Raw genomic sequence first — 17,956 nt, 5'->3', positions numbered from 1 at the left:
ATCAACCTTTTTTATTACTTTTTATTTATGATTTAATTTTCTCGTTTACGATAGTCGACGAAACTCCTTTTGTATATGGAAAATAAACGATATCGACTCCTACTCTTTTAAACCTGTTTTCCATTTCATTAAAAAGAGCACTTCCTTTCCAGTCATTTCCTACAAACATGACGTCGAAAAGTAAGTGCTCCCAAGCTGCGTATTTATCTCTATTTTCCTGTGGTACTACTTTATCTACATATTTAATTCCTTCTACAATTTCTATTCGCTCTCCATACGGAATGACAGGTTGTTTGTTTTTATATTCACCTACTAATTCATCTGTACTGACTCCCACAATAAGAAACTCACATTGTTCTTTTGCCCTTTTCAAAATGTTTAAGTGTCCAACATGAAATAAATCAAAAACGCCTGTTGTATAGCCGATTTTATACTGCTTCATACATTTCTTCACTCCTCTTTCCTGTTTTACCATAGCAAATATCATCGATTCGCTTTAATAAGTGTTTACTCGCTTCTCCATTTTCGTATGAACCAACTTGCTTCAAAAACTTCCCTAGACTCCTTCTGTATTGCTCATGTTGGAAATTTCCTATTTTCTCTAATAGATCCTTGTTACTTGTTGCACTAATAAAAGGAAGATCAACAATATCAAAATATAGCTTCCTGTCTTGGGCTGTATACTCCTCTATATCTGGTACATAAAGAAAACAAGGACGATTTGTTATGGAAAAATCAAACATCAGTGATGAATAGTCCGAGATTAATACATCTGTTGCTAGCAGCAATTCCTGGATGTCATCGTATGATGTAACATCCCTAACGTTATCACCATATATTAGCTTCTTAGATTCTGAAATTAAGTGTGGATGCAACTTAACTAATATCGTCCACTCATTTCCAAATTTGCTTTTTAACTTCTCTACTACTCCAGGCCAATTAATATCATAAACTTCTAGATTGTTGTCTTTTCTAAATGTTGGGGCGTATAACAAAACCTTAGATTCACTAGGGATGTTTAATTCTTCTAATACCATTGCCCTCATATTAGGATTGCTTTTAAACAACAAATCATTTCTTGGTGTTCCATGCTCAAAAATCTCTCCATCATACCAATAGGATCTTTTAAAGATGGAAGTGCTGTATTTACTGCCTGATAACAACAAATCACATTTAAGTGAATCTTTTTTTGCCATCTTCACATAACTAGTTGGCAAGACATCTTCAGCATCCTTTTCGATATGTTTTAATCGTAATGAACTGTGCCAGGTTTGGATGTAATACTGTTCTTTTCGTTTAACAAATAAAGCCGTTGTTCGATAATTTGTAATCACTACTTTTGATGTGCATAATTCATAAAAGTAGCGTAATGACATTGTCTTCACCTTTCTGAAATGCTTCAGGTGGCTTTTAGACTTGGGATCATTAAATGCCCAGACAACATCGAATCTGTTTTTTGGATAATGTTTGTAAATATAATCAGTAATGTATTTTGGGTTGCATCCAAATTGACTTCCATAATAGCTGAATAAAAAGATCTTGTTTTTCTTTATTGGAAGACAGTTAAAACCATAAATTATGACTAAATAAATAAGTTTTTTCATACTTTCAATCATATAATTTTAAATCTCCTTATCAATCAACCCGTGTTAAGCCAACTGGTTGTGGCAGAATTTTGATCGCCCTCAATCCCTTTTTAAATCCCAGAAAACAAACATTCAAGTAAGGATGTAAAGAAAACAAGTACAATTGCTGTCGTAGCTGTTTCTCATTTTCGACTGCTTCTTTAAGCTGCTGGTAGTTATCGATTATGTACGATTGTATTTCTTTCCGGTGGAGTCTATCTCTATCTTTCTCTTTGTTTAAAAGCAATAAGTTATAATGAATGAGTGACATTTTCAATAATCCTTTGTAAGACTCATGCGTTAGCTCTCCATAATGTTTCTCTAAAAATTCATGCCTCTCTTTTAAACCTTTAATGATATCCAGATTTTTCGGTGTATAAGCTGCAACAATGCTATCATCGCGTTGATAGTAGTAATATAGTGGCTGATGTAGAATTAAAAAATTATTGACTCGTTGCATTACTTGATGTGCCCAGAATACATCTTCAAATAACACTCCTTTTTTAAATGGAATATCTTTGATAAGTTTTGTTTTATAAAGCTTTCCCCAAGCAAAATTTTTCACTTTTTCATTTTTTACGAGCTCATACATTAGTGTTTTATTATCCAAGTTATTTAGGTTGTCATTGTACCTTTTATCTAAAAGCAGCTTATCGTCATAGGCATAATAAAAAGCCGATTGCACGACATCAGCTTTGTGATCCAGACTATTTGTAATCATTATTTCGATCATCTTTTCTTCCAACCAATCATCACTATCAACAAACACGATAAATTCTCCTGTGGCGTGTTGCATCCCGTAATTTCTAGCATCAGATAGTCCTCCGTTTTCCTTGTGTATCACCTTTACCCGAGGATCTAATTCCTTATAACGTTCTGCAATACTTCCACAATTATCCGGAGAGCCATCATCCACTAAAATAACCTCGATAGTGGAGTACGTTTGATGTAGAATGCTGTCTACACATCTATGAATATATTTTTCCACCTTATAGATCGGAACAACAATGCTTACCATTTCTTTCTTTTTCATGTATTGTCCCTCCTAAATTAATTCGTATAGTTTTTCCATTTCCTTACTATTATAAAAATCCTTACTTAAACAATTGGTAATTAGCTGCTTTCTCAATTTATCATTTTGATATAGATTTTCTATTCCGTCTGCAATTCCCTCAACCGACAAATCACATATTATACCATCCACTCCATCGTTCACTTGACTTTGTGCTGTGGGGTAGTTCGTTATCAGTACAGATTTGGCAAGAATTTGTGCCTCACCTACTGTAACAGCCTTTCCTTCATAGCGTGATGGTTGAACATAAAGGTCTGCGGCTTTCATATAAGCATAAGGATTCATTTTTTTACCTAAAAAAATAAAGCTGTCTTCTAAACCATTTGCTGCTATTAACTCACGCAGCATCTCTTCATCTCCGCCGTACCCAACTACATACCAGGCAATATTTTTAAAGCCTCTATCTCTAACTAACTTTAACGCTTTAACGGCTTGATCTATTCCTTTAGCATGAGATAATCTGGCTACTGTAATTAATTTAAACCGCTGATCGTTTGTCATTGGGTTCTCGACTTCTTCAGTAGATAATGCTGTGACAATGTCTGGTGATGTAATGTTCTCCATGACTATAACTTTCTCTTTTAAACTAGGATACTTTGTAATAAATGTATTCTTACATTCCTCGGATACAGCTATAATATAATTAAATTTTTGCCACATAATAATATCCGTTTTAACATCGGTTTCTACAGTTGAGAAATCAGTATGTATCCACGCAATTTTAATGTTTGCTTTTACCTTTTCTGCTACAACGTAATGTGGCCATAAATAACTAATTGCAACATCGTATGTCTTTTCGATTCTTGGTAATAATGGTAGGGCGTATTTCCACATATATTGCATCTGTTTATACCCAGGTTCTGACGTCTTGCTCATACTCGCCTTATACTTTGCCATCAACCTTGTTAGACTTAGTGTTATTTTTCCTGATTTAAGTACTTGCCCTATCGACATTCTGAACGTTTTGTAGGATTGAGATTCTTTTAGCAAGTTTGCGTTTGCTGGAAGTAACTGTATGAAATCACCAGTATGGCTGTATAACATAAGGTCGACGTTGTAAGCCTCATAATCAAAATTATTTAACATACTGATAAGACTTCTTTCCACTCCTCCAACTTCCATATCAAAGGAGGCGATCAATATTTCCTTCATAGGCTCCTCCTGAATTAGTATCGTATATATCCGTTAAAGTTGAAATTGCACGTTTTAAGGAATATCCACTTCTTTCAAATCCATTCTTGATCTTACTGATATTTCTTTCTTTTTTAGTCGCTAACTTAATTATTTTATCTGCCCAAACTTCTGGATCTTCTTTCAATGAAAGCTTGGAGACTAATCCTAACCCTAAGTCCGCTTCAGGCTGGATGTTTTCTGATACAACAGATGGTACACCACTTGCTTGTGCTTCTAGTAAAACAAGCCCTAACCCTTCATAAATAGATGGAAAAACAAAAACATCCATACTGTGCAACATCGTTGGTATGTCATCTCTTATCCCGACAAATCGTATCTTTTCCAGAAGTCCTTCCCTTTTAGCCTTATTCTCTATTTGTTGTCTTAAATCCCCATCGCCCACTAATAATAAATTAATGTTTGGATTCCTTTTATTAACACTTTTCATAATTTCTAATAGATACGCATGGTTTTTCGCTTCTATAAACCTACCAATATGGCCAATAATGATACTTTTACCAAGTCCTTGTTCCACTTTGAACTTTTTTACTTCTATATGTGAATGTGATAAGAATGTAGAATAGTCGATTACATTAGGAAAATAAGTATACTTCGTTTTCGCTACACCTTTTTTTCCAAATAAATAACTGCCTGCTCCATGACTGCATGCCAGCAAATCTGTAGAAAAATGGTTGATGATTAACCGCATCACTTTAAAGTAGGCCTTCCTGCTAAAATTGTTACCATGATCCAGCGTTGTATGTGCATGTGAAATTCGCACCTTAATTCCGGCCATATATGCTGCAATTGTGGCAACCCCGCAATGAAATAGTGTGTGTGCATGAACGACATCATATGGACCGTATTTTTTAATTGCATTATATATTTCTTTGATAGAGTTTGTTTTTGAAAGCTTTATAACTCTTCCGCCACGCTTTTCTATTTCTTCGTCATAGTGTGCATCTTGTGTACTATAAGAAATAAAATCAAACTGCATCTTATTGTAATCAACATTTCTATATATGTTCATTAACATCGTTTCTGTTCCAGCTTTATTCATGGCTCCAACTACATGAAGAACTTTTAATGGTTTTACGTTCATTTATCCGTCCTCTCTATTCTTTCAAGTTCTTTCCTTATTAATTTTTTCATTCTGCCACTTAACAAATTCAATAACCGTCTTATATTCTTGAAGCTGTTCCTTTTCAATCCCTGAATCTTTTAATTCCTTTACAAAATCCAACCATTCATTTTCTGGTAGTAGTTCTTCAACAGATTTGGTGCCAAGTAATGTACGAAAATCGACACCTAAAACCATAGCGACTTTTCCGATAATTTGTACAGAAGGATTTTGATTTAAGTTACGCTCAATATTACTCAAGTAAGATTTAGATATATTCGCACGTTTTGCGCACTCCGATAAACTGAGCCCTTTCTTTTTCCTGATATGTTGAATGTTTTCTCCTATCATCATCTATACCCCGTGTTTTCCTAGAATCAAATAATATTTATTTCTGTCTACCTTGAAGAATGCATCTCTAATACATCTAATAACGCGTAGTTGTTCTTCACTTGTTAGACCTGACCCTGATGGAAGACATATCCCGGTAGCAAATAATCGTTCAGCCACATGGTCATTTAATCCGTGCGAATAGTACCTTGCACCTTTAAAAAGTGGTTGCATGTGAAGTGGTTTCCACACAGGTCTTGCTTCGATGTTCTCACTGTATAGTTCTGCTAGTAATTCAGTTACCGTTATCCCTGCTTCTTCTTCATTTAGGATAAAAGTGGTGAGCCAACGATTCATTTTAGTACCTTCTAATTCTGGCATAAATTCAATTACTGATAAATTAGCTAACCTATTATAGTAGATGTCGTATATACGTCTTCTTGCTGATACTCGCTCATCTAATACCTGTAATTGTGTTCGCCCTACTCCAGCTAAGATATTACTTAACCGATAGTTATATCCAGTAACACTATGTTCGTAATGCGGGGCGGGATCACGTGCTTGACTTGCTAAAAACCGAGCTCGTTGCATTGCTTTTTCATCATTTGATACAAGCATCCCTCCTCCAGAAGTCGTGATAATTTTATTACCATTAAACGAGTAAATTCCAAACTTACCAAATGTACCACTCGCTTTCCCCTTGTAAGTAGTTCCTAGAGATTCAGCTGCGTCCTCAATGATTGGTACATCATAGTGATTACATAGTTGAAGCAGCTCATCCATTTTAGAACTTTGACCATATAAATTTACAACGATAACTGCCTTTGGTAAGTTCCCTTCCAGTACGGATTCCTGCAGTGCCCGCTTAAGTGCTTGTGGTGACATATTCCATGAATCAGGCTCGGAATCAATAAAAACAGGATCTGCTCCTTGGTATACAATCGGATTAGCACTAGCGACGAATGTAAAAGTTGAACAAAAAACGGTATCACCTTTTGTAATATTCAATAGTGAAAGTGCCAAATGAATTGCCGCAGTACCAGAACTTACAGCTACCGCATCTTTTGTTCCAACCTTTTTCGCTATTTCCTTTTCAAAGGCATCCACATTTGGCCCCAATGGTGCAATCCAATTTGTTTCAAATGCGTCATTTATATACTGTTGCTCCTTTCCGCTCATGTGCGGTCGGGATAAACCAATTCTTGATTTTTCCATAACATCACTACCTTCTCTTCTAAGCATTCAGTATTCTTTCTATAATCCTTGTTGGACATCCTACCGCTTTGCTGTATGCAGGAATGTGCTCTATTACCGTAGATCCAGCTCCAATTACCGACCAATTACCAAGATGCATCCCAGGAATTACAGTTGCAGATGATCCAACATGTACTCCTTCACCAGTGGTAACATTTCCTGTTAACGTAGCATTTGGGGATACATGGGTATAATCGCCAATCTTATTGTCGTGCTCTACAATTGCTGCTGTATTGATAATACAGTGCACACCAATTTCCGCCTTCGCATTAACAACGGCGTTTGGCATAATTACTGTTCCATATCCGATCTGCGCTGATGTGCTCACAACTGCTGAGGGATGAATTACCGTTAAATATATTTCGGGTGACAAGTCTAACCCTTGAACAATACGTTTTCTTACTTTGTTTCCACCAATCGCTATCACTACTTTGGTATCGTGACGAAGTAGTTTAGCTAAGAAGGATATGGGAGCATGTATGATTCCCTTTTTCTGAAATCCATCTTCATACTTGTCATCCAAAATAGCAGTGATCTCATAGTTTTTGGATGTAATCATTTCCCGTATGACTCTGCTATGGCCACCATCTCCCAGGATGATCACTTTCATATTAAAGCACTTCTTTCGTGCCACTGAATTTTTCCATTGTTACAGTATCCTGATGACTAATACCTTCTCGCTTCAAAACCTTGAGTAGGGTTACAAAAATAATTTTGCAATCCAGAAAGAGTGTTTTATTTTTTACATACCATGTATCTAATCTGAACTTTTCTTCCCAAGTAATTGTATTTCTTCCATTAATCTGTGCCCAGCCGGTAATACCGGGCTTAACGGTATGACGCATCAATTGATCACTGGTATATAGTGGTAAATACTCCATTAATAATGGCCTTGGTCCAACTAAACTCATATCTCCCTTTATGACGTTGAAAAGTTGTGGGAATTCGTCTAAACTAAGCTTCCGAATTCGTTTACCGAGTGGAGTTAATCGGACAGCATCCGATAATTCTTTATTGTTGTGATCCAATTCCAGAGTCATGGTTCGAAACTTATACAGGAAAAATGGCTTTCCGTTTAACCCTGGTCGTTGTTGCTTAAAAACTACTGGTTTACCCATTCGAATTCTGATGATTAACGCAACCAACGCCATTAATGGGGACAATAACATGACTGCCATTAAAGAAATGGTGATGTCCAGTAAACGTTTCACTAACGATCACTCCTAATCATTCTTACCTGAACTTTATTTAGTGGGCATTAAAAAACCCGCTGCATGATGCACCGGGGAATCACTTCCTATAGTTGATTTATGCTTCTCTTTATACCCATTTGGATTTTCACTCTGCCAACGCCATGTATCTTCACACATAACATCAATACCTCTAGTGGCCTGCCAATTAAGTGATTCCTTTGCCTTCGATACGTTTGCAAAGCATGTGGCAATATCACCTGGTCGACGTGCGGTTATCCTATAAGGAATAGTTTTGTTAGATGCCCTTTCAAATGCCTCTACCATCTCCAACACGCTATAACCACGACCAGTACCTAGATTGTATGCATCTATTCCTTTTGTTGCATGAATTTTTTCTAAAGCTCTTAAATGACCTATAGCTAAATCGACGACATGGATATAATCTCTTACGCCTGTTCCGTCCCTTGTTGAATAATCATTTCCAAATATGTTAAGCTTATTTCTTTTTCCAATAGCCACCTGTGAAATGAATGGCATTAGATTATTTGGAATCCCGTGTGGATCCTCACCTATACGTCCACTTTGATGGGCTCCGATTGGATTGAAATATCGTAACAACGCAATGCTCCACTCTGGGTCTGAAGCATATACATCATGCAATATTTCTTCAATCATGTGTTTAGTTCGACCATACGGATTAGTAGGTTCTAGCCTTGTATCCTCCATAATAGGAACTTTATTCGTTGCACCATATACAGTTGCTGAAGAACTGAATACCAGGTTCTTCACTCCGTATTGCTGCATCACTTCACATAAAATAACGGTCCCTGTTATATTATTTTCATAATATCGAAGTGGGACCGAAACCGATTCACCAACAGCTTTCAGACCTGCGAAGTGAATAACTACATCAATTTTATTTGCCTCAAATATTTCTTTCACTTGAACTTTATCCAATAAATCAATGTTATATGTCTTTACTTTTTTACCCGTAATTTCAGCTATTCTGTTTATCGCTTCCCTGTTACTATTTTTAAAGTTATCCAAAACGATAATTTCGTAGCCTTCTTTTAAAAGTTCTACACATGTGTGACTTCCAATGTATCCTGCTCCCCCTGTAACTAAAACAACCATACTTGACCTCCTTTCATTACCAGAATAAATAATCACTTTTATATAAAATATTGAGTGTCATAACATTTTCAAAGTAATAATAAGCAAAATAACAAACGATAATGCCAAAATAAACAAGCTTTTGATCTCTTTCTCTAAACACCTTTACAATCCACGAAAGAAGGATCAACTGATACAGTTCAAAGTAAATAGAAAATCTGGCAAAGATCCAATTTTGTGTCGATATGATCATAAACATAAAACCTATTAATGCCATATTTACAATATAATCGCTATCTGGAAATAGTCGCTTTAATTTCTCTCTGCCTAAATAGGCAATAATTACCGGAACAGACGTGACGGCAACCCTGAGAAAATTCGCACCGCCTTCGGTAAAGGTGTCGTAGTGTCCATACTGTGTATCCTCTAATGCTGTAAATAAAACCGCCGTAAATTGCTCAAATCCTATGACAATAACTACTGAAAGAACAAGTAGTGCCACAGTAGCCTTTGACCATGCCTGGAATCTTACTAGGAAATATATTGGTAATAAGATTAGTGCACTTTGATGAAATAAAGATGCAAATACGATGACTAGAAAGTATCCTAGAAATTTACCTTCAATTAAGTATTTTATAGCTGTGAATGCAATCGCTGCTGCAAGTGCCTGTCTAATCCCATTCATGGAAACTAAAAATAAACCACCTGTTATATAAACGTATAGACTTAGTTCGATCATTCTGGAGTAGTTGTAAAAAACGATAACTATAAGCGTATTGGTAATCAATGCTGTAATGAATAGCAAAATTTGTGGATCTTCTGAAACATAGTTTTTTAGAACCATTTGAAGAATGCCAAATCCAATATCCTTTTGAGAAAGGATGTATTCCCAACTAAAATCACTTACTTCATAGGCATGCTTATAAAAATAAGTATCTCCAATGTTTGACCTGAGACCGGATACTAACACTAAAGTTGTCATAGAACTAATTATTAAAAACATATTAGGTTTTTTATAGTCTTGTAATGACCGAGGTGATGCAAAATGTCTGGCTAAAAATGAACTACCAAATACAACAGCAAGGTTAATCCAGAGTATAGTCATTGGCTATGTCCCTTTCGGTGGTAAAAAATCAGGACACATGAACTGTCCTGGTTTTCATTGCTATATATACATATAATATTAATCCTAATGGAAGTGCTGGAATGGTAAGCACTTTACTTGGTGTCTCTTGTAAAAAGGATGAGTTTCTGCTCAATAGACTACTAGATACGTAATGTATTGCTTGCCTAAATTTGAATAAACTACTTGCAAATGGTAACTTCATCAATTCCTTACGATAGAAACTAAAACCATTTGGGTTTCTCTTATACTGATGAAGCATGTTAAGAGAAGAACCATCTTGCAGGTACTCCACACAGCATAAAACCTCATTCATCAAAAGCATTTCATAATCCCGATCAAGCATATAATACTTATAAGCTAGCCCTACGTATTTTTCATTTGAAAAGATTGGGTATGGATACTTCTTCGTTAACGCTGTACGATACACCAATTTTTTATCACCAGTTACATTATGTTTGTTATACAGATCAAATAAGGTAGACCTTTTTCTATCATCTGGCAATCTAGTTCCAATTACTCTATTTTCCGTATCCGAATCGAGTCCTATAATCCCACTGACCTTATCACTTCCATATTTACTCCAAAATGTTACTATTTTTTCTACAGCATCATCTGGCATATAATCATCTGAATCAATACAAACGTTTAGTTCAGTATTAATCAGTTCGTATGCGGTGTTATGTGCTCCATGCATTCCCTGATTGTTCTGCCGATAATAGTGTATTTCTATTATGTTCTCAACTATCCATCTTCTTACCATCTCTCCCGTTTCATCTGTAGAACCGTCATCGATAATCAACCAGATAAAATCGTTGCATGATTGGCTTTTTAAACTTTCGTAACAGGTATGAAGACAATAAGCTCGGTTATAGGTTGGTGTGAATACCGTTAACTTTTTCATATAACTTTTTCTCCTAATGATAAATAGGTGGTTTGCGTTTTCTCAGCAGTATTTCGTATATCATAGCCTTTTTTAGATAATGCTTGATTAGCTATATTTCTTGGTTGAATATCGTTTTGTATCCTGATAATTCGCTCCACCCATAAAGCCGTATCCGTTAATGGAAGATGTTCCACAAGTCCAGCTCCCATATCCACTTCCTTCGTTATCGTATCGGAAATCAAACATGGTAGCCCTGCACCTTGTGCTTCTATTAAGGTGACTGGTAAACCTTCATGCAAGGATGGAAAAACAACTAAATCCATGGCGTGAAGTACAGCATTCATATCTTCTCTTACTCCAAGCAATTTTACTTTCTCATCCAGTTTTAATGCTTTTATCTTCTCCTCAATCTTACGTCTTAATATCCCATCTCCAGCTAATAGCAGGTAAGCATTTGGTAGTTTTTTTGTTAAGTCTGCAAATATATCTAATAGGAATAAATGATTTTTTTGTTGTGCAAACCTCCCGACGTTTCCTAACACAAATGTATCCTCTTCAAGTTTCAATTCACTTCGAATAGAATTACGTGTTCTTTCAGAAAACTGAAATTTATCTGTTTCAATTCCATTTTTAAGAATGAAGGCTTTATTAGATTTATTTTTATATAGCCACTCAGCTGCAGCATTTGAACAGGCATAAAAGTGGGTTGCATGTGAAGTTATATAATTACCTGCATACCATTTATATGTTTTGGATGCAATTCCTCCCTCACTTTCTGTATTATGACTATGTGCTATTCTTACTGGAACACTTGCTTTCCTAGCCGCCCGGAGTACGAATCCACTCATTTTATCCATGTGAGAGTGAATTATTTTATATTCTGTATGCATCTTTAAAAATTGTGTTAGAGCACGATTAAAACCGAAATGGCCCGCTTCTGTAACATAAGGTATTCGATACAATTTTCCACCCATTTTTAAAATTTCTGCATCGAAGACTCCTTCTTTACATGTCAGAAAATCAAATTGAACCTTTGATCGATCCATGTTTCGATACAAGTTCATAATGAGTGTTTCGGCACCACCCCGATTCATATTGACTACCACATGTAATATTCTTAATGGGCTGCCCACATCGCTTCCTCCTGTTCTTTCATATACGATTTATAAATTTTACTTTTTTCAAGTAGTACCTTATTTGTACTGTAAGTTGAAACGATCAAATCACGTCCGTTTTGGCCAAGTTGGTTTTTCATATCTACTGCATTGGCAAGTACTATTATTTTATTAGCAAATGCTTCAGGATCAAAAGGCAATACCCAACCCGTTTTATTATTTTGAACCAGTTCTCTGTGGCCTCTATTATCAACCGCCACCACTGGTAATCCACATGCCATCGCCTCCATGATATTAACAGGAAGCCCTTCTCTAAAACTTGATGCAACTGCCATGTCACACATTGGCAACAGGAAATCTATGTCCTTTCGGAAACCTAGGAAATCAACCATATGACTAATACCAAGACGACTAGCAAGCTCTTTACTGCTTTCCAATAAAGCTCCTTCTCCAGCAAGCAACAATTTTGCATGTGGAACTTCTTCTTTTATTAATGATAAAGAGTGAATAAGAAATTGCTGATTTTTATTCTTGTTAAATTCCGCCGCATTAAATAACAAAAAGTCATCAGCTTTATAGCCAAATGACTCTTTCAATTGCCTTTTTTTATTTTGGGTAACCGGCTTAAATTTCCCAATATTTACTCCTACTCCATGAACTTGTTCAATTATTTTTGCTTTAAATCGATGTTTTCTGGCTATGTTGTAGTCTTCTTGATTGATGGTTATTAGACTATCCGTGTAACGAGATAAAAGTCTCTCAGTTGGATAATAAATAAGCCAATTGATCAAGGAGGAACCTTTACAAAAATGAAAACCATGTGCTGTGTAAATCACTTTTGTTCCTCGTTTTCTAGCTTCTTTTGCAGCTAAACGCGCCAATACACCTCCTAAAGGTGTGTGACAATGGATGATAGAATAATTGTTCTGATTTATAATGTGTTTTAACTGTTTATATGCTTTTATGTTACATCGATTAAATGGTGATCGCTGTATGGGAATGTTGTACTTATTATCTGTAAAAGGCAAATGTATATGACCTGATGCAACAACATCAACGTCCCAACCTTGTTCTTTAAACCATTTCATATAAGGTAAATGAAAAGCTTTAAAATGGTAGTCAACGGTTGCACAGTACAGAATTTTATTGGCCATCATATCACCTTTCTATATTCTATTTAGTCAATTCGGTCTCGACTACAAACGATAGATAATCTAATAATTCTTTTCTTAGATCCTCGCGTTTCAAAGCTAATTCAATGGTAGTTTGAATAAAACCCATTTTCTCGCCGACATCGTAACGTTTGCCTTCAAATTCATACGCATAGACTGCCTCATAGTTGTTAAGCTCAGCTATGGCATCTGTTAATTGAATTTCATCTCCAGCACCTGGTGTTTGCGTACTCAATATATCAAATATCTTTGGACTCAGAATATATCGTCCCAAAATAGCTAGATTTGATGGGGATACTTCCAGTTTTGGTTTTTCAACTAAATGATGAACATTGTACACATTTTCTTTTACAGGGCTTCCATCAACAATTCCATATCTAGATACCTCTCTATCTTTCACCGTTTGTACGCCCAAGATCGAGGCATTATATCGATTATACTGATCCATTAACTGCTTTAAGCATGGTGTTTGAGCTTCTACAATGTCATCTCCCAGAAGTACTGCAAACGGTTCATTTCCAATAAATTTACGTGCACACCAAATAGCGTGACCTAATCCCATTGGCTCTTTTTGACGAATGTAATGAATGTCTACCATTTTTGAAGATTTTTGTACCTCACTTAATAGATCCAATTTTCCTTTATTGAGTAAATTCTGTTCCAATTCAAACGAGTTATCAAAGTGATCCTCTATTGCTCGCTTTCCTTTACCCGTGACAATGATAATGTCTTCAATACCTGATTCAATTGCCTCTTCCACAATGTATTGAATCGTTGGCTTATCAACAATGGGTAACATTTCTTTTGGCATTGCCTTTGTTGCTGGGAGAAACCTGGTTCCTAATCCAGCTGCAGGTATAATAGCTTTTTTTACTTTCATTGTATTTCTCACCTCTTTATCTTATATAGTCATTACCTTTTCGGGCTGCTTAATTACACCGTTATTAGCTAAGCTGAGTAAGTATTCTCTGAGGGTATCCCTGTCCAAGTTGGCATAAGTGGATATAATTTTTTCAATATCCTCTATGTAAAGCTCTGTTGTCTTTCCGATATAAATTTTAGGGTACACTTGTTGCTTTTGTACTTCGTTATCTTTTAACAATTCTTCAAACAGCTTTTCACCAGGTCTTATTCCCGTAAATTCTAATCCAATTTCTTCAAGTGAATTTCCAGACAGTTTGATTAAGTTTTTTGCAAGTTCTACTATTTTCACTGGGTCTCCCATATCAAGAACAAAAATCTCCCCGCCTTTAGCAAACGCACCTGCTTGAATGACTAAACGAGATGCTTCTGGAATGGTCATAAAATAGCGAACCATATCTGGATGTGTTACGGTCACTGGCCCACCTTTTTCAATTTGCTTTTTAAATAAAGGGATAACACTTCCACGACTTCCTAATACATTTCCAAAACGAACGGCAACAAAATTTGTCTTACTATTGTTATCCATATTCTGAATAACCATTTCTGCAAGTCTTTTTGATGCCCCCATAACACTTGTTGGATTAACTGCCTTATCCGTTGAAACCATTACAAAGGTATCTACGTTATTCCAGCTTGCAGCCTTGGCTACATTCATGGATCCGATAATATTATTCTTAACGGCTTCTTCTGGATTACGTTCCATAAGAGGAACATGTTTATGGGCGGCAGCATGGTAGATCACATCAGGTTTATAGTTTTGCATAACACGCATCATTTTTTTCAAATCCTGTACATCAGCAATCTCTGTTATAAATTCAATGTCACTATTTTTAAACCTATCTTTTAATTCCATCTCAATCGTATAAATACTGTTCTCCCCGTGTCCTAGTAGAATAAGCTGATTCGGCCTAAATTCAGAAAGTTGTCTAGCAATTTCTGATCCAATAGATCCACCAGCACCCGTTACTAAAACAACCTTTTTGGTGATATATTCTGAAATGGTGTTGATATCCATATCAACAGGGTCTCTGCCAAGAAGATCTTCCACCTGAACATCACGAAATTGACTGACTGAAATTTTACCTGTTATTAAATCTTCTAATAACGGAAGAATTTTTGTTTGCGCTTTTGTTTTCGCACACTCTTGAAATATGATATTTAATTTCTTTTTTCGAAGTGATGGAATAGAAATGATGATGTTATCGATTTTATAATCCTCAACACACTTTGCTATTTCATTGACTCCCCCAACTACAGGTAAGCCAAACAGATCCAGATGATGTTTTTTCATATCGTCATCTATAAAAGCAACAGGTATGAGATTACTCTCATTATTTTTCATTAACTGTCTAGCAACCATAGTCCCAGCAGAACCGGCGCCAATTATTAATGTCCGTATTTTATTATCTTGCTTATTCATAATGGAATCTCGGTACAATCTCCATACGAATCGTGACCCACCGATTAAAAACATGTGAAGCAACCACGTTACCCCTAGTAATCGGAAAAATACTTCTTGTAAAAAGATGAACTGAAGCAAGGTTGTAGCTAAAATAGAGTAAGAAACTATTTTAAATATGATTAATAATTCTTTCGTACTCGCATACTCCCAAATCTTTTTATAAAGTTTATATTTTAAAGAAAATAAATGGTGACTTAGTATGATTGCTGCGGAGGTTATGATAATTGGAATAGTAACAACATGAATAGTTGCATTAACAAGAAAACTGCTAATAAATATTGCTGTAAGTACAATACACGAATCAATAACAATAAATAATGATAACCTTTGTCGATAAGTCATACATTTCCTCCTTCCCTCGAATTTTAGTAAAAGTTATGTAAATGGGCATTCAACCCGCCCTCACACCACACTACCGACGACTAGCGTCTAAGGTTCAAATTGGTTAAACCCACAGCATGACCGAGTGCCTACATCGATAATGGCAAGTAGGCATCACCATAGAGAATTACTTAAATTCTTAATAAAGAACGATATATGTAAAAAAAACGGCATTACTTATGATTGATTATTGCTCCAACCAGGTTTGCTTGTGAAAGCTCTAAAACTCTTCTAGCTTCATCCGCTTTTTCTAATGAAGTTTTTCCTCGTTTTAAAACTAATACCACCCCATCACATTGATTAGCTAAAATTCTTGTCTCTGTAGATTCTAAAATGGTAGGTGCATCGATTAGCACCGTATCATAAGTCATACTTACAGCTTTTAGAACCTGGGTCATTACCTCATTCCCTAAGACCTCAGCAGGATTATATATCGTTGAACCACTTGTTAAGATGTCTAATTTACCAATACCAGTGTGATAGATCGCTTCTTCAAGAGATACTTTTTCTTCGAGTATATTTGTTACACCAACATCGTTAGGGATTTTAAAAATACTATGAATAAACGGTTCTCTTAAGTTGGCGTCGATCAATAATACTTTTTCTTTTTGCTGAGCCATAGACACGGCCAAATTTGCTATAGTAGTTGATTTCCCTTCTCCAGCACCTGGTGAGGTAATAAGAAAAATACGATTATCATTGTCACCAGTCAGAAACTTAATATTTGCACGTATAGTTCTAAACTGATCAGAAATAATGGAATCTGAATTCGAGTACGTGATCAGGTTTCTTTTTTTTAAGTAAACCGCATTACTCCTTCTATTTAATATCAACCGTCTCACTCCTTATTTTCACTTCTCTTTGTTTGTTTTTTTTTGTGGCATACTTTTGCTTATTCATATTCGAAATAACCCCTATTACAGGAACGCCTAGCAGTTCTTCCACTTCGCTTTCTTTTCTTACTGTTCCATCTAAACTGTCCAGTAAAAACACCAACCCAATTCCAGTTATTAGACCGAATACTAAGGCAATAATTGTTGTACGATTTGTCCCCTCATTAATAGGGACTGTGCTTTCTACGGCTGATGACAGCAGTTGAACTTCATCAAAATCAAGAATGGTTGAAATTTCACTTTTAAATGAAGCTGCAGTTGCATTGGCAATGTCCATTGCAAGCTTTGGATCACTATCAATAACAGAAATTCTTACCACTTGCGAATCTTCCACTCTCGCCACCTCAATTTGATTTGCGATACTTCCGGGAGATTTAGATAGCTGCAAGTCTTCTTTCACCTTCTCCATAATAATGGGATCTTTAATCATAACCATCAGTGTTTTCATATCACCTTCTGCTCCTAAAATAATTCTCGTGTAGGTTTGATAAAGTAGTATATTATTCATATTGCTATAATAATAACCAGCCGTTGTACAGATTATTGTAATCAGGACTATAATCCACAGTCTTTTTTTAATGACCTCGAAATAGTCCTTCAGATTAACTTCTTTAGAACTTCTATATCCAATGTTTCGGTCTTTATTTCGATCTCTCATTAGAATCACCTTTTATTCTATTGGGATGTAATAACTGTATTCAAAAACTCACATTTTATTCTTTATAACGAACATTGATTTCAAAAAAATACATTTTCATTTTCATTCACGTGAAAATTATATATCTCTTAGTATAGTTCTTTATAAAGAACAAGTCAACAGTTAATTTACTCCTATGTTTATATATAACATTTTAAATATAACAAGATACAAGATCATGTATATGAACATGGAATTAAAATTATCCATTACACTAACATTAAATTCTTAATCAAGAACGAAATTAAATAATACATTACTTAATGAAATAATTCAAGAGGTTCAGGGAAATTATATTAGATGGAATTTTATCGAAAGAACATTACAAGGGCCTATGTATCGCTTCACTCACTTAGCGAAGCGATGAATTGTTCCCCTTCTAAACATCTTGTTAAGACCTAGCCTAACTTCCCTTTTCATTTC

18 protein-coding genes are annotated in these 17,956 nt (G+C 35.5%); all 18 read right to left on the bottom strand.

The window, feature by feature from the left end:
- Positions 1-25: 25 nt before the first annotated feature.
- The 18 genes from ACFQ3N_RS19835 to ACFQ3N_RS19750 all read right to left on the bottom strand — a co-directional run bounded on the left by ACFQ3N_RS19835 (position 26) and on the right by ACFQ3N_RS19750 (position 17,494).
- Positions 26-442, bottom strand: coding sequence for an adenylyltransferase/cytidyltransferase family protein (locus ACFQ3N_RS19835; protein ID WP_390364867.1), 417 nt, complete (start codon positions 440-442; stop codon positions 26-28).
- Positions 429-1,604, bottom strand: coding sequence for a CDP-glycerol glycerophosphotransferase family protein (locus ACFQ3N_RS19830; RefSeq protein ID WP_390364865.1), 1,176 nt, complete (start codon positions 1,602-1,604; stop codon positions 429-431). The genes ACFQ3N_RS19835 and ACFQ3N_RS19830 overlap by 14 nt, the downstream gene beginning before the upstream one ends.
- Positions 1,605-1,635: 31 nt before the next feature.
- Positions 1,636-2,658: a glycosyltransferase family 2 protein gene (locus tag ACFQ3N_RS19825; RefSeq protein WP_390364863.1), complete on the bottom strand. Its 1,023-nt coding sequence runs from the start codon at positions 2,656-2,658 to the stop codon at positions 1,636-1,638.
- A 12-nt stretch (positions 2,659-2,670) separates the two neighbouring features.
- A complete protein-coding gene (locus ACFQ3N_RS19820) occupies positions 2,671-3,849 on the bottom strand; it encodes a glycosyltransferase (RefSeq protein WP_390364861.1) in 1,179 nt (392 codons plus the stop codon).
- A complete protein-coding gene (locus tag ACFQ3N_RS19815) occupies positions 3,821-4,972 on the bottom strand; it encodes a glycosyltransferase family 1 protein (RefSeq protein WP_390364859.1) in 1,152 nt (383 codons plus the stop codon). Before ACFQ3N_RS19815 ends, ACFQ3N_RS19820 begins: the two co-directional genes overlap by 29 nt.
- Before the next feature lie 21 nt (positions 4,973-4,993).
- The gene (locus ACFQ3N_RS19810) at positions 4,994-5,341 is read right to left on the bottom strand and encodes a helix-turn-helix domain-containing protein (RefSeq protein ID WP_390364857.1); all 348 of its coding nucleotides are present in this window, start codon (positions 5,339-5,341) and stop codon (positions 4,994-4,996) included.
- 3 nt (positions 5,342-5,344) lie between these two features.
- Positions 5,345-6,562 (bottom strand): DegT/DnrJ/EryC1/StrS family aminotransferase, encoded by a 1,218-nt coding sequence (locus ACFQ3N_RS19805; RefSeq protein ID WP_390364855.1) that lies wholly within the window; start codon positions 6,560-6,562, stop codon positions 5,345-5,347.
- Entirely contained in the window at positions 6,555-7,184 is a 630-nt protein-coding gene (locus ACFQ3N_RS19800; protein ID WP_390364853.1) for an acetyltransferase, read from the bottom strand. The genes ACFQ3N_RS19805 and ACFQ3N_RS19800 overlap by 8 nt, the downstream gene beginning before the upstream one ends.
- Position 7,185: 1 nt before the next feature.
- On the bottom strand, positions 7,186-7,785 hold the full coding sequence (locus ACFQ3N_RS19795; protein ID WP_390364851.1) for a sugar transferase: 600 nt from the start codon (positions 7,783-7,785) through the stop codon (positions 7,186-7,188).
- Between the two features lie 33 nt (positions 7,786-7,818).
- Positions 7,819-8,901 (bottom strand): UDP-glucose 4-epimerase GalE, encoded by a 1,083-nt coding sequence (galE, locus tag ACFQ3N_RS19790; protein ID WP_390364849.1) that lies wholly within the window; start codon positions 8,899-8,901, stop codon positions 7,819-7,821.
- A 16-nt stretch (positions 8,902-8,917) separates the two neighbouring features.
- Complete coding sequence (locus tag ACFQ3N_RS19785) at positions 8,918-9,985, bottom strand: EpsG family protein (RefSeq protein ID WP_390364847.1); 1,068 nt, start codon at positions 9,983-9,985, stop codon at positions 8,918-8,920.
- Positions 9,986-10,013: 28 nt separating this feature from the next.
- Entirely contained in the window at positions 10,014-10,907 is an 894-nt protein-coding gene (locus ACFQ3N_RS19780) for a glycosyltransferase family 2 protein (protein WP_390364845.1), read from the bottom strand.
- Positions 10,904-12,022, bottom strand: a complete 1,119-nt coding sequence (locus ACFQ3N_RS19775; protein WP_390364843.1) for a glycosyltransferase family 1 protein — start codon at positions 12,020-12,022, stop codon at positions 10,904-10,906. The genes ACFQ3N_RS19780 and ACFQ3N_RS19775 overlap by 4 nt, the downstream gene beginning before the upstream one ends.
- Entirely contained in the window at positions 12,007-13,161 is a 1,155-nt protein-coding gene (locus tag ACFQ3N_RS19770) for a glycosyltransferase family 4 protein (RefSeq protein ID WP_390364841.1), read from the bottom strand. The genes ACFQ3N_RS19775 and ACFQ3N_RS19770 overlap by 16 nt, the downstream gene beginning before the upstream one ends.
- Positions 13,162-13,177: 16 nt before the next feature.
- Positions 13,178-14,056: a UTP--glucose-1-phosphate uridylyltransferase GalU gene (galU, locus tag ACFQ3N_RS19765; protein ID WP_390364839.1), complete on the bottom strand. Its 879-nt coding sequence runs from the start codon at positions 14,054-14,056 to the stop codon at positions 13,178-13,180.
- Between the two features lie 21 nt (positions 14,057-14,077).
- Positions 14,078-15,904: a polysaccharide biosynthesis protein gene (locus tag ACFQ3N_RS19760; protein WP_390364838.1), complete on the bottom strand. Its 1,827-nt coding sequence runs from the start codon at positions 15,902-15,904 to the stop codon at positions 14,078-14,080.
- Between the two features lie 212 nt (positions 15,905-16,116).
- Positions 16,117-16,776, bottom strand: a complete 660-nt coding sequence (locus ACFQ3N_RS19755) for a CpsD/CapB family tyrosine-protein kinase (RefSeq protein ID WP_390364836.1) — start codon at positions 16,774-16,776, stop codon at positions 16,117-16,119.
- The gene (locus ACFQ3N_RS19750; protein WP_390364834.1) at positions 16,763-17,494 is read right to left on the bottom strand and encodes a YveK family protein; all 732 of its coding nucleotides are present in this window, start codon (positions 17,492-17,494) and stop codon (positions 16,763-16,765) included. The genes ACFQ3N_RS19755 and ACFQ3N_RS19750 overlap by 14 nt, the downstream gene beginning before the upstream one ends.
- Positions 17,495-17,956: the final 462 nt, after the last annotated feature.

Origin of the sequence: Virgibacillus byunsanensis, assembly GCF_042675965.1 — a bacterium.
Classification (GTDB): domain Bacteria; phylum Bacillota; class Bacilli; order Bacillales; family Amphibacillaceae; genus Virgibacillus_R; species Virgibacillus_R byunsanensis.
This window is presented reverse-complemented; position numbering and strand designations above follow the sequence as displayed.

Excerpts from the sequence above, each read along its gene's own strand:
- ACFQ3N_RS19785 (WP_390364847.1), bottom strand. The coding sequence starts at position 9,985 with ATGACTATACTCTGGATTAACCTTGCTGTTGTATTTGGTAGTTCATTT.
- ACFQ3N_RS19805 (WP_390364855.1), bottom strand. The coding sequence starts at position 6,562 with ATGCTTAGAAGAGAAGGTAGTGATGTTATGGAAAAATCAAGAATTGGT.
- ACFQ3N_RS19770 (WP_390364841.1), bottom strand. The coding sequence starts at position 13,161 with ATGATGGCCAATAAAATTCTGTACTGTGCAACCGTTGACTACCATTTT.
- ACFQ3N_RS19825 (WP_390364863.1), bottom strand. The coding sequence starts at position 2,658 with ATGAAAAAGAAAGAAATGGTAAGCATTGTTGTTCCGATCTATAAGGTG.
- ACFQ3N_RS19750 (WP_390364834.1), bottom strand. The coding sequence starts at position 17,494 with ATGAGAGATCGAAATAAAGACCGAAACATTGGATATAGAAGTTCTAAA.
- ACFQ3N_RS19800 (WP_390364853.1), bottom strand. The coding sequence starts at position 7,184 with ATGAAAGTGATCATCCTGGGAGATGGTGGCCATAGCAGAGTCATACGG.
- ACFQ3N_RS19835 (WP_390364867.1), bottom strand. The coding sequence starts at position 442 with ATGAAGCAGTATAAAATCGGCTATACAACAGGCGTTTTTGATTTATTT.
- ACFQ3N_RS19810 (WP_390364857.1), bottom strand. The coding sequence starts at position 5,341 with ATGATAGGAGAAAACATTCAACATATCAGGAAAAAGAAAGGGCTCAGT.
- ACFQ3N_RS19760 (WP_390364838.1), bottom strand. The coding sequence starts at position 15,904 with ATGACTTATCGACAAAGGTTATCATTATTTATTGTTATTGATTCGTGT.
- galU (WP_390364839.1), bottom strand. The coding sequence starts at position 14,056 with ATGAAAGTAAAAAAAGCTATTATACCTGCAGCTGGATTAGGAACCAGG.
- ACFQ3N_RS19830 (WP_390364865.1), bottom strand. The coding sequence starts at position 1,604 with ATGAAAAAACTTATTTATTTAGTCATAATTTATGGTTTTAACTGTCTT.
- ACFQ3N_RS19780 (WP_390364845.1), bottom strand. The coding sequence starts at position 10,907 with ATGAAAAAGTTAACGGTATTCACACCAACCTATAACCGAGCTTATTGT.
- galE (WP_390364849.1), bottom strand. The coding sequence starts at position 8,901 with ATGGTTGTTTTAGTTACAGGGGGAGCAGGATACATTGGAAGTCACACA.
- ACFQ3N_RS19815 (WP_390364859.1), bottom strand. The coding sequence starts at position 4,972 with ATGAACGTAAAACCATTAAAAGTTCTTCATGTAGTTGGAGCCATGAAT.
- ACFQ3N_RS19820 (WP_390364861.1), bottom strand. The coding sequence starts at position 3,849 with ATGAAGGAAATATTGATCGCCTCCTTTGATATGGAAGTTGGAGGAGTG.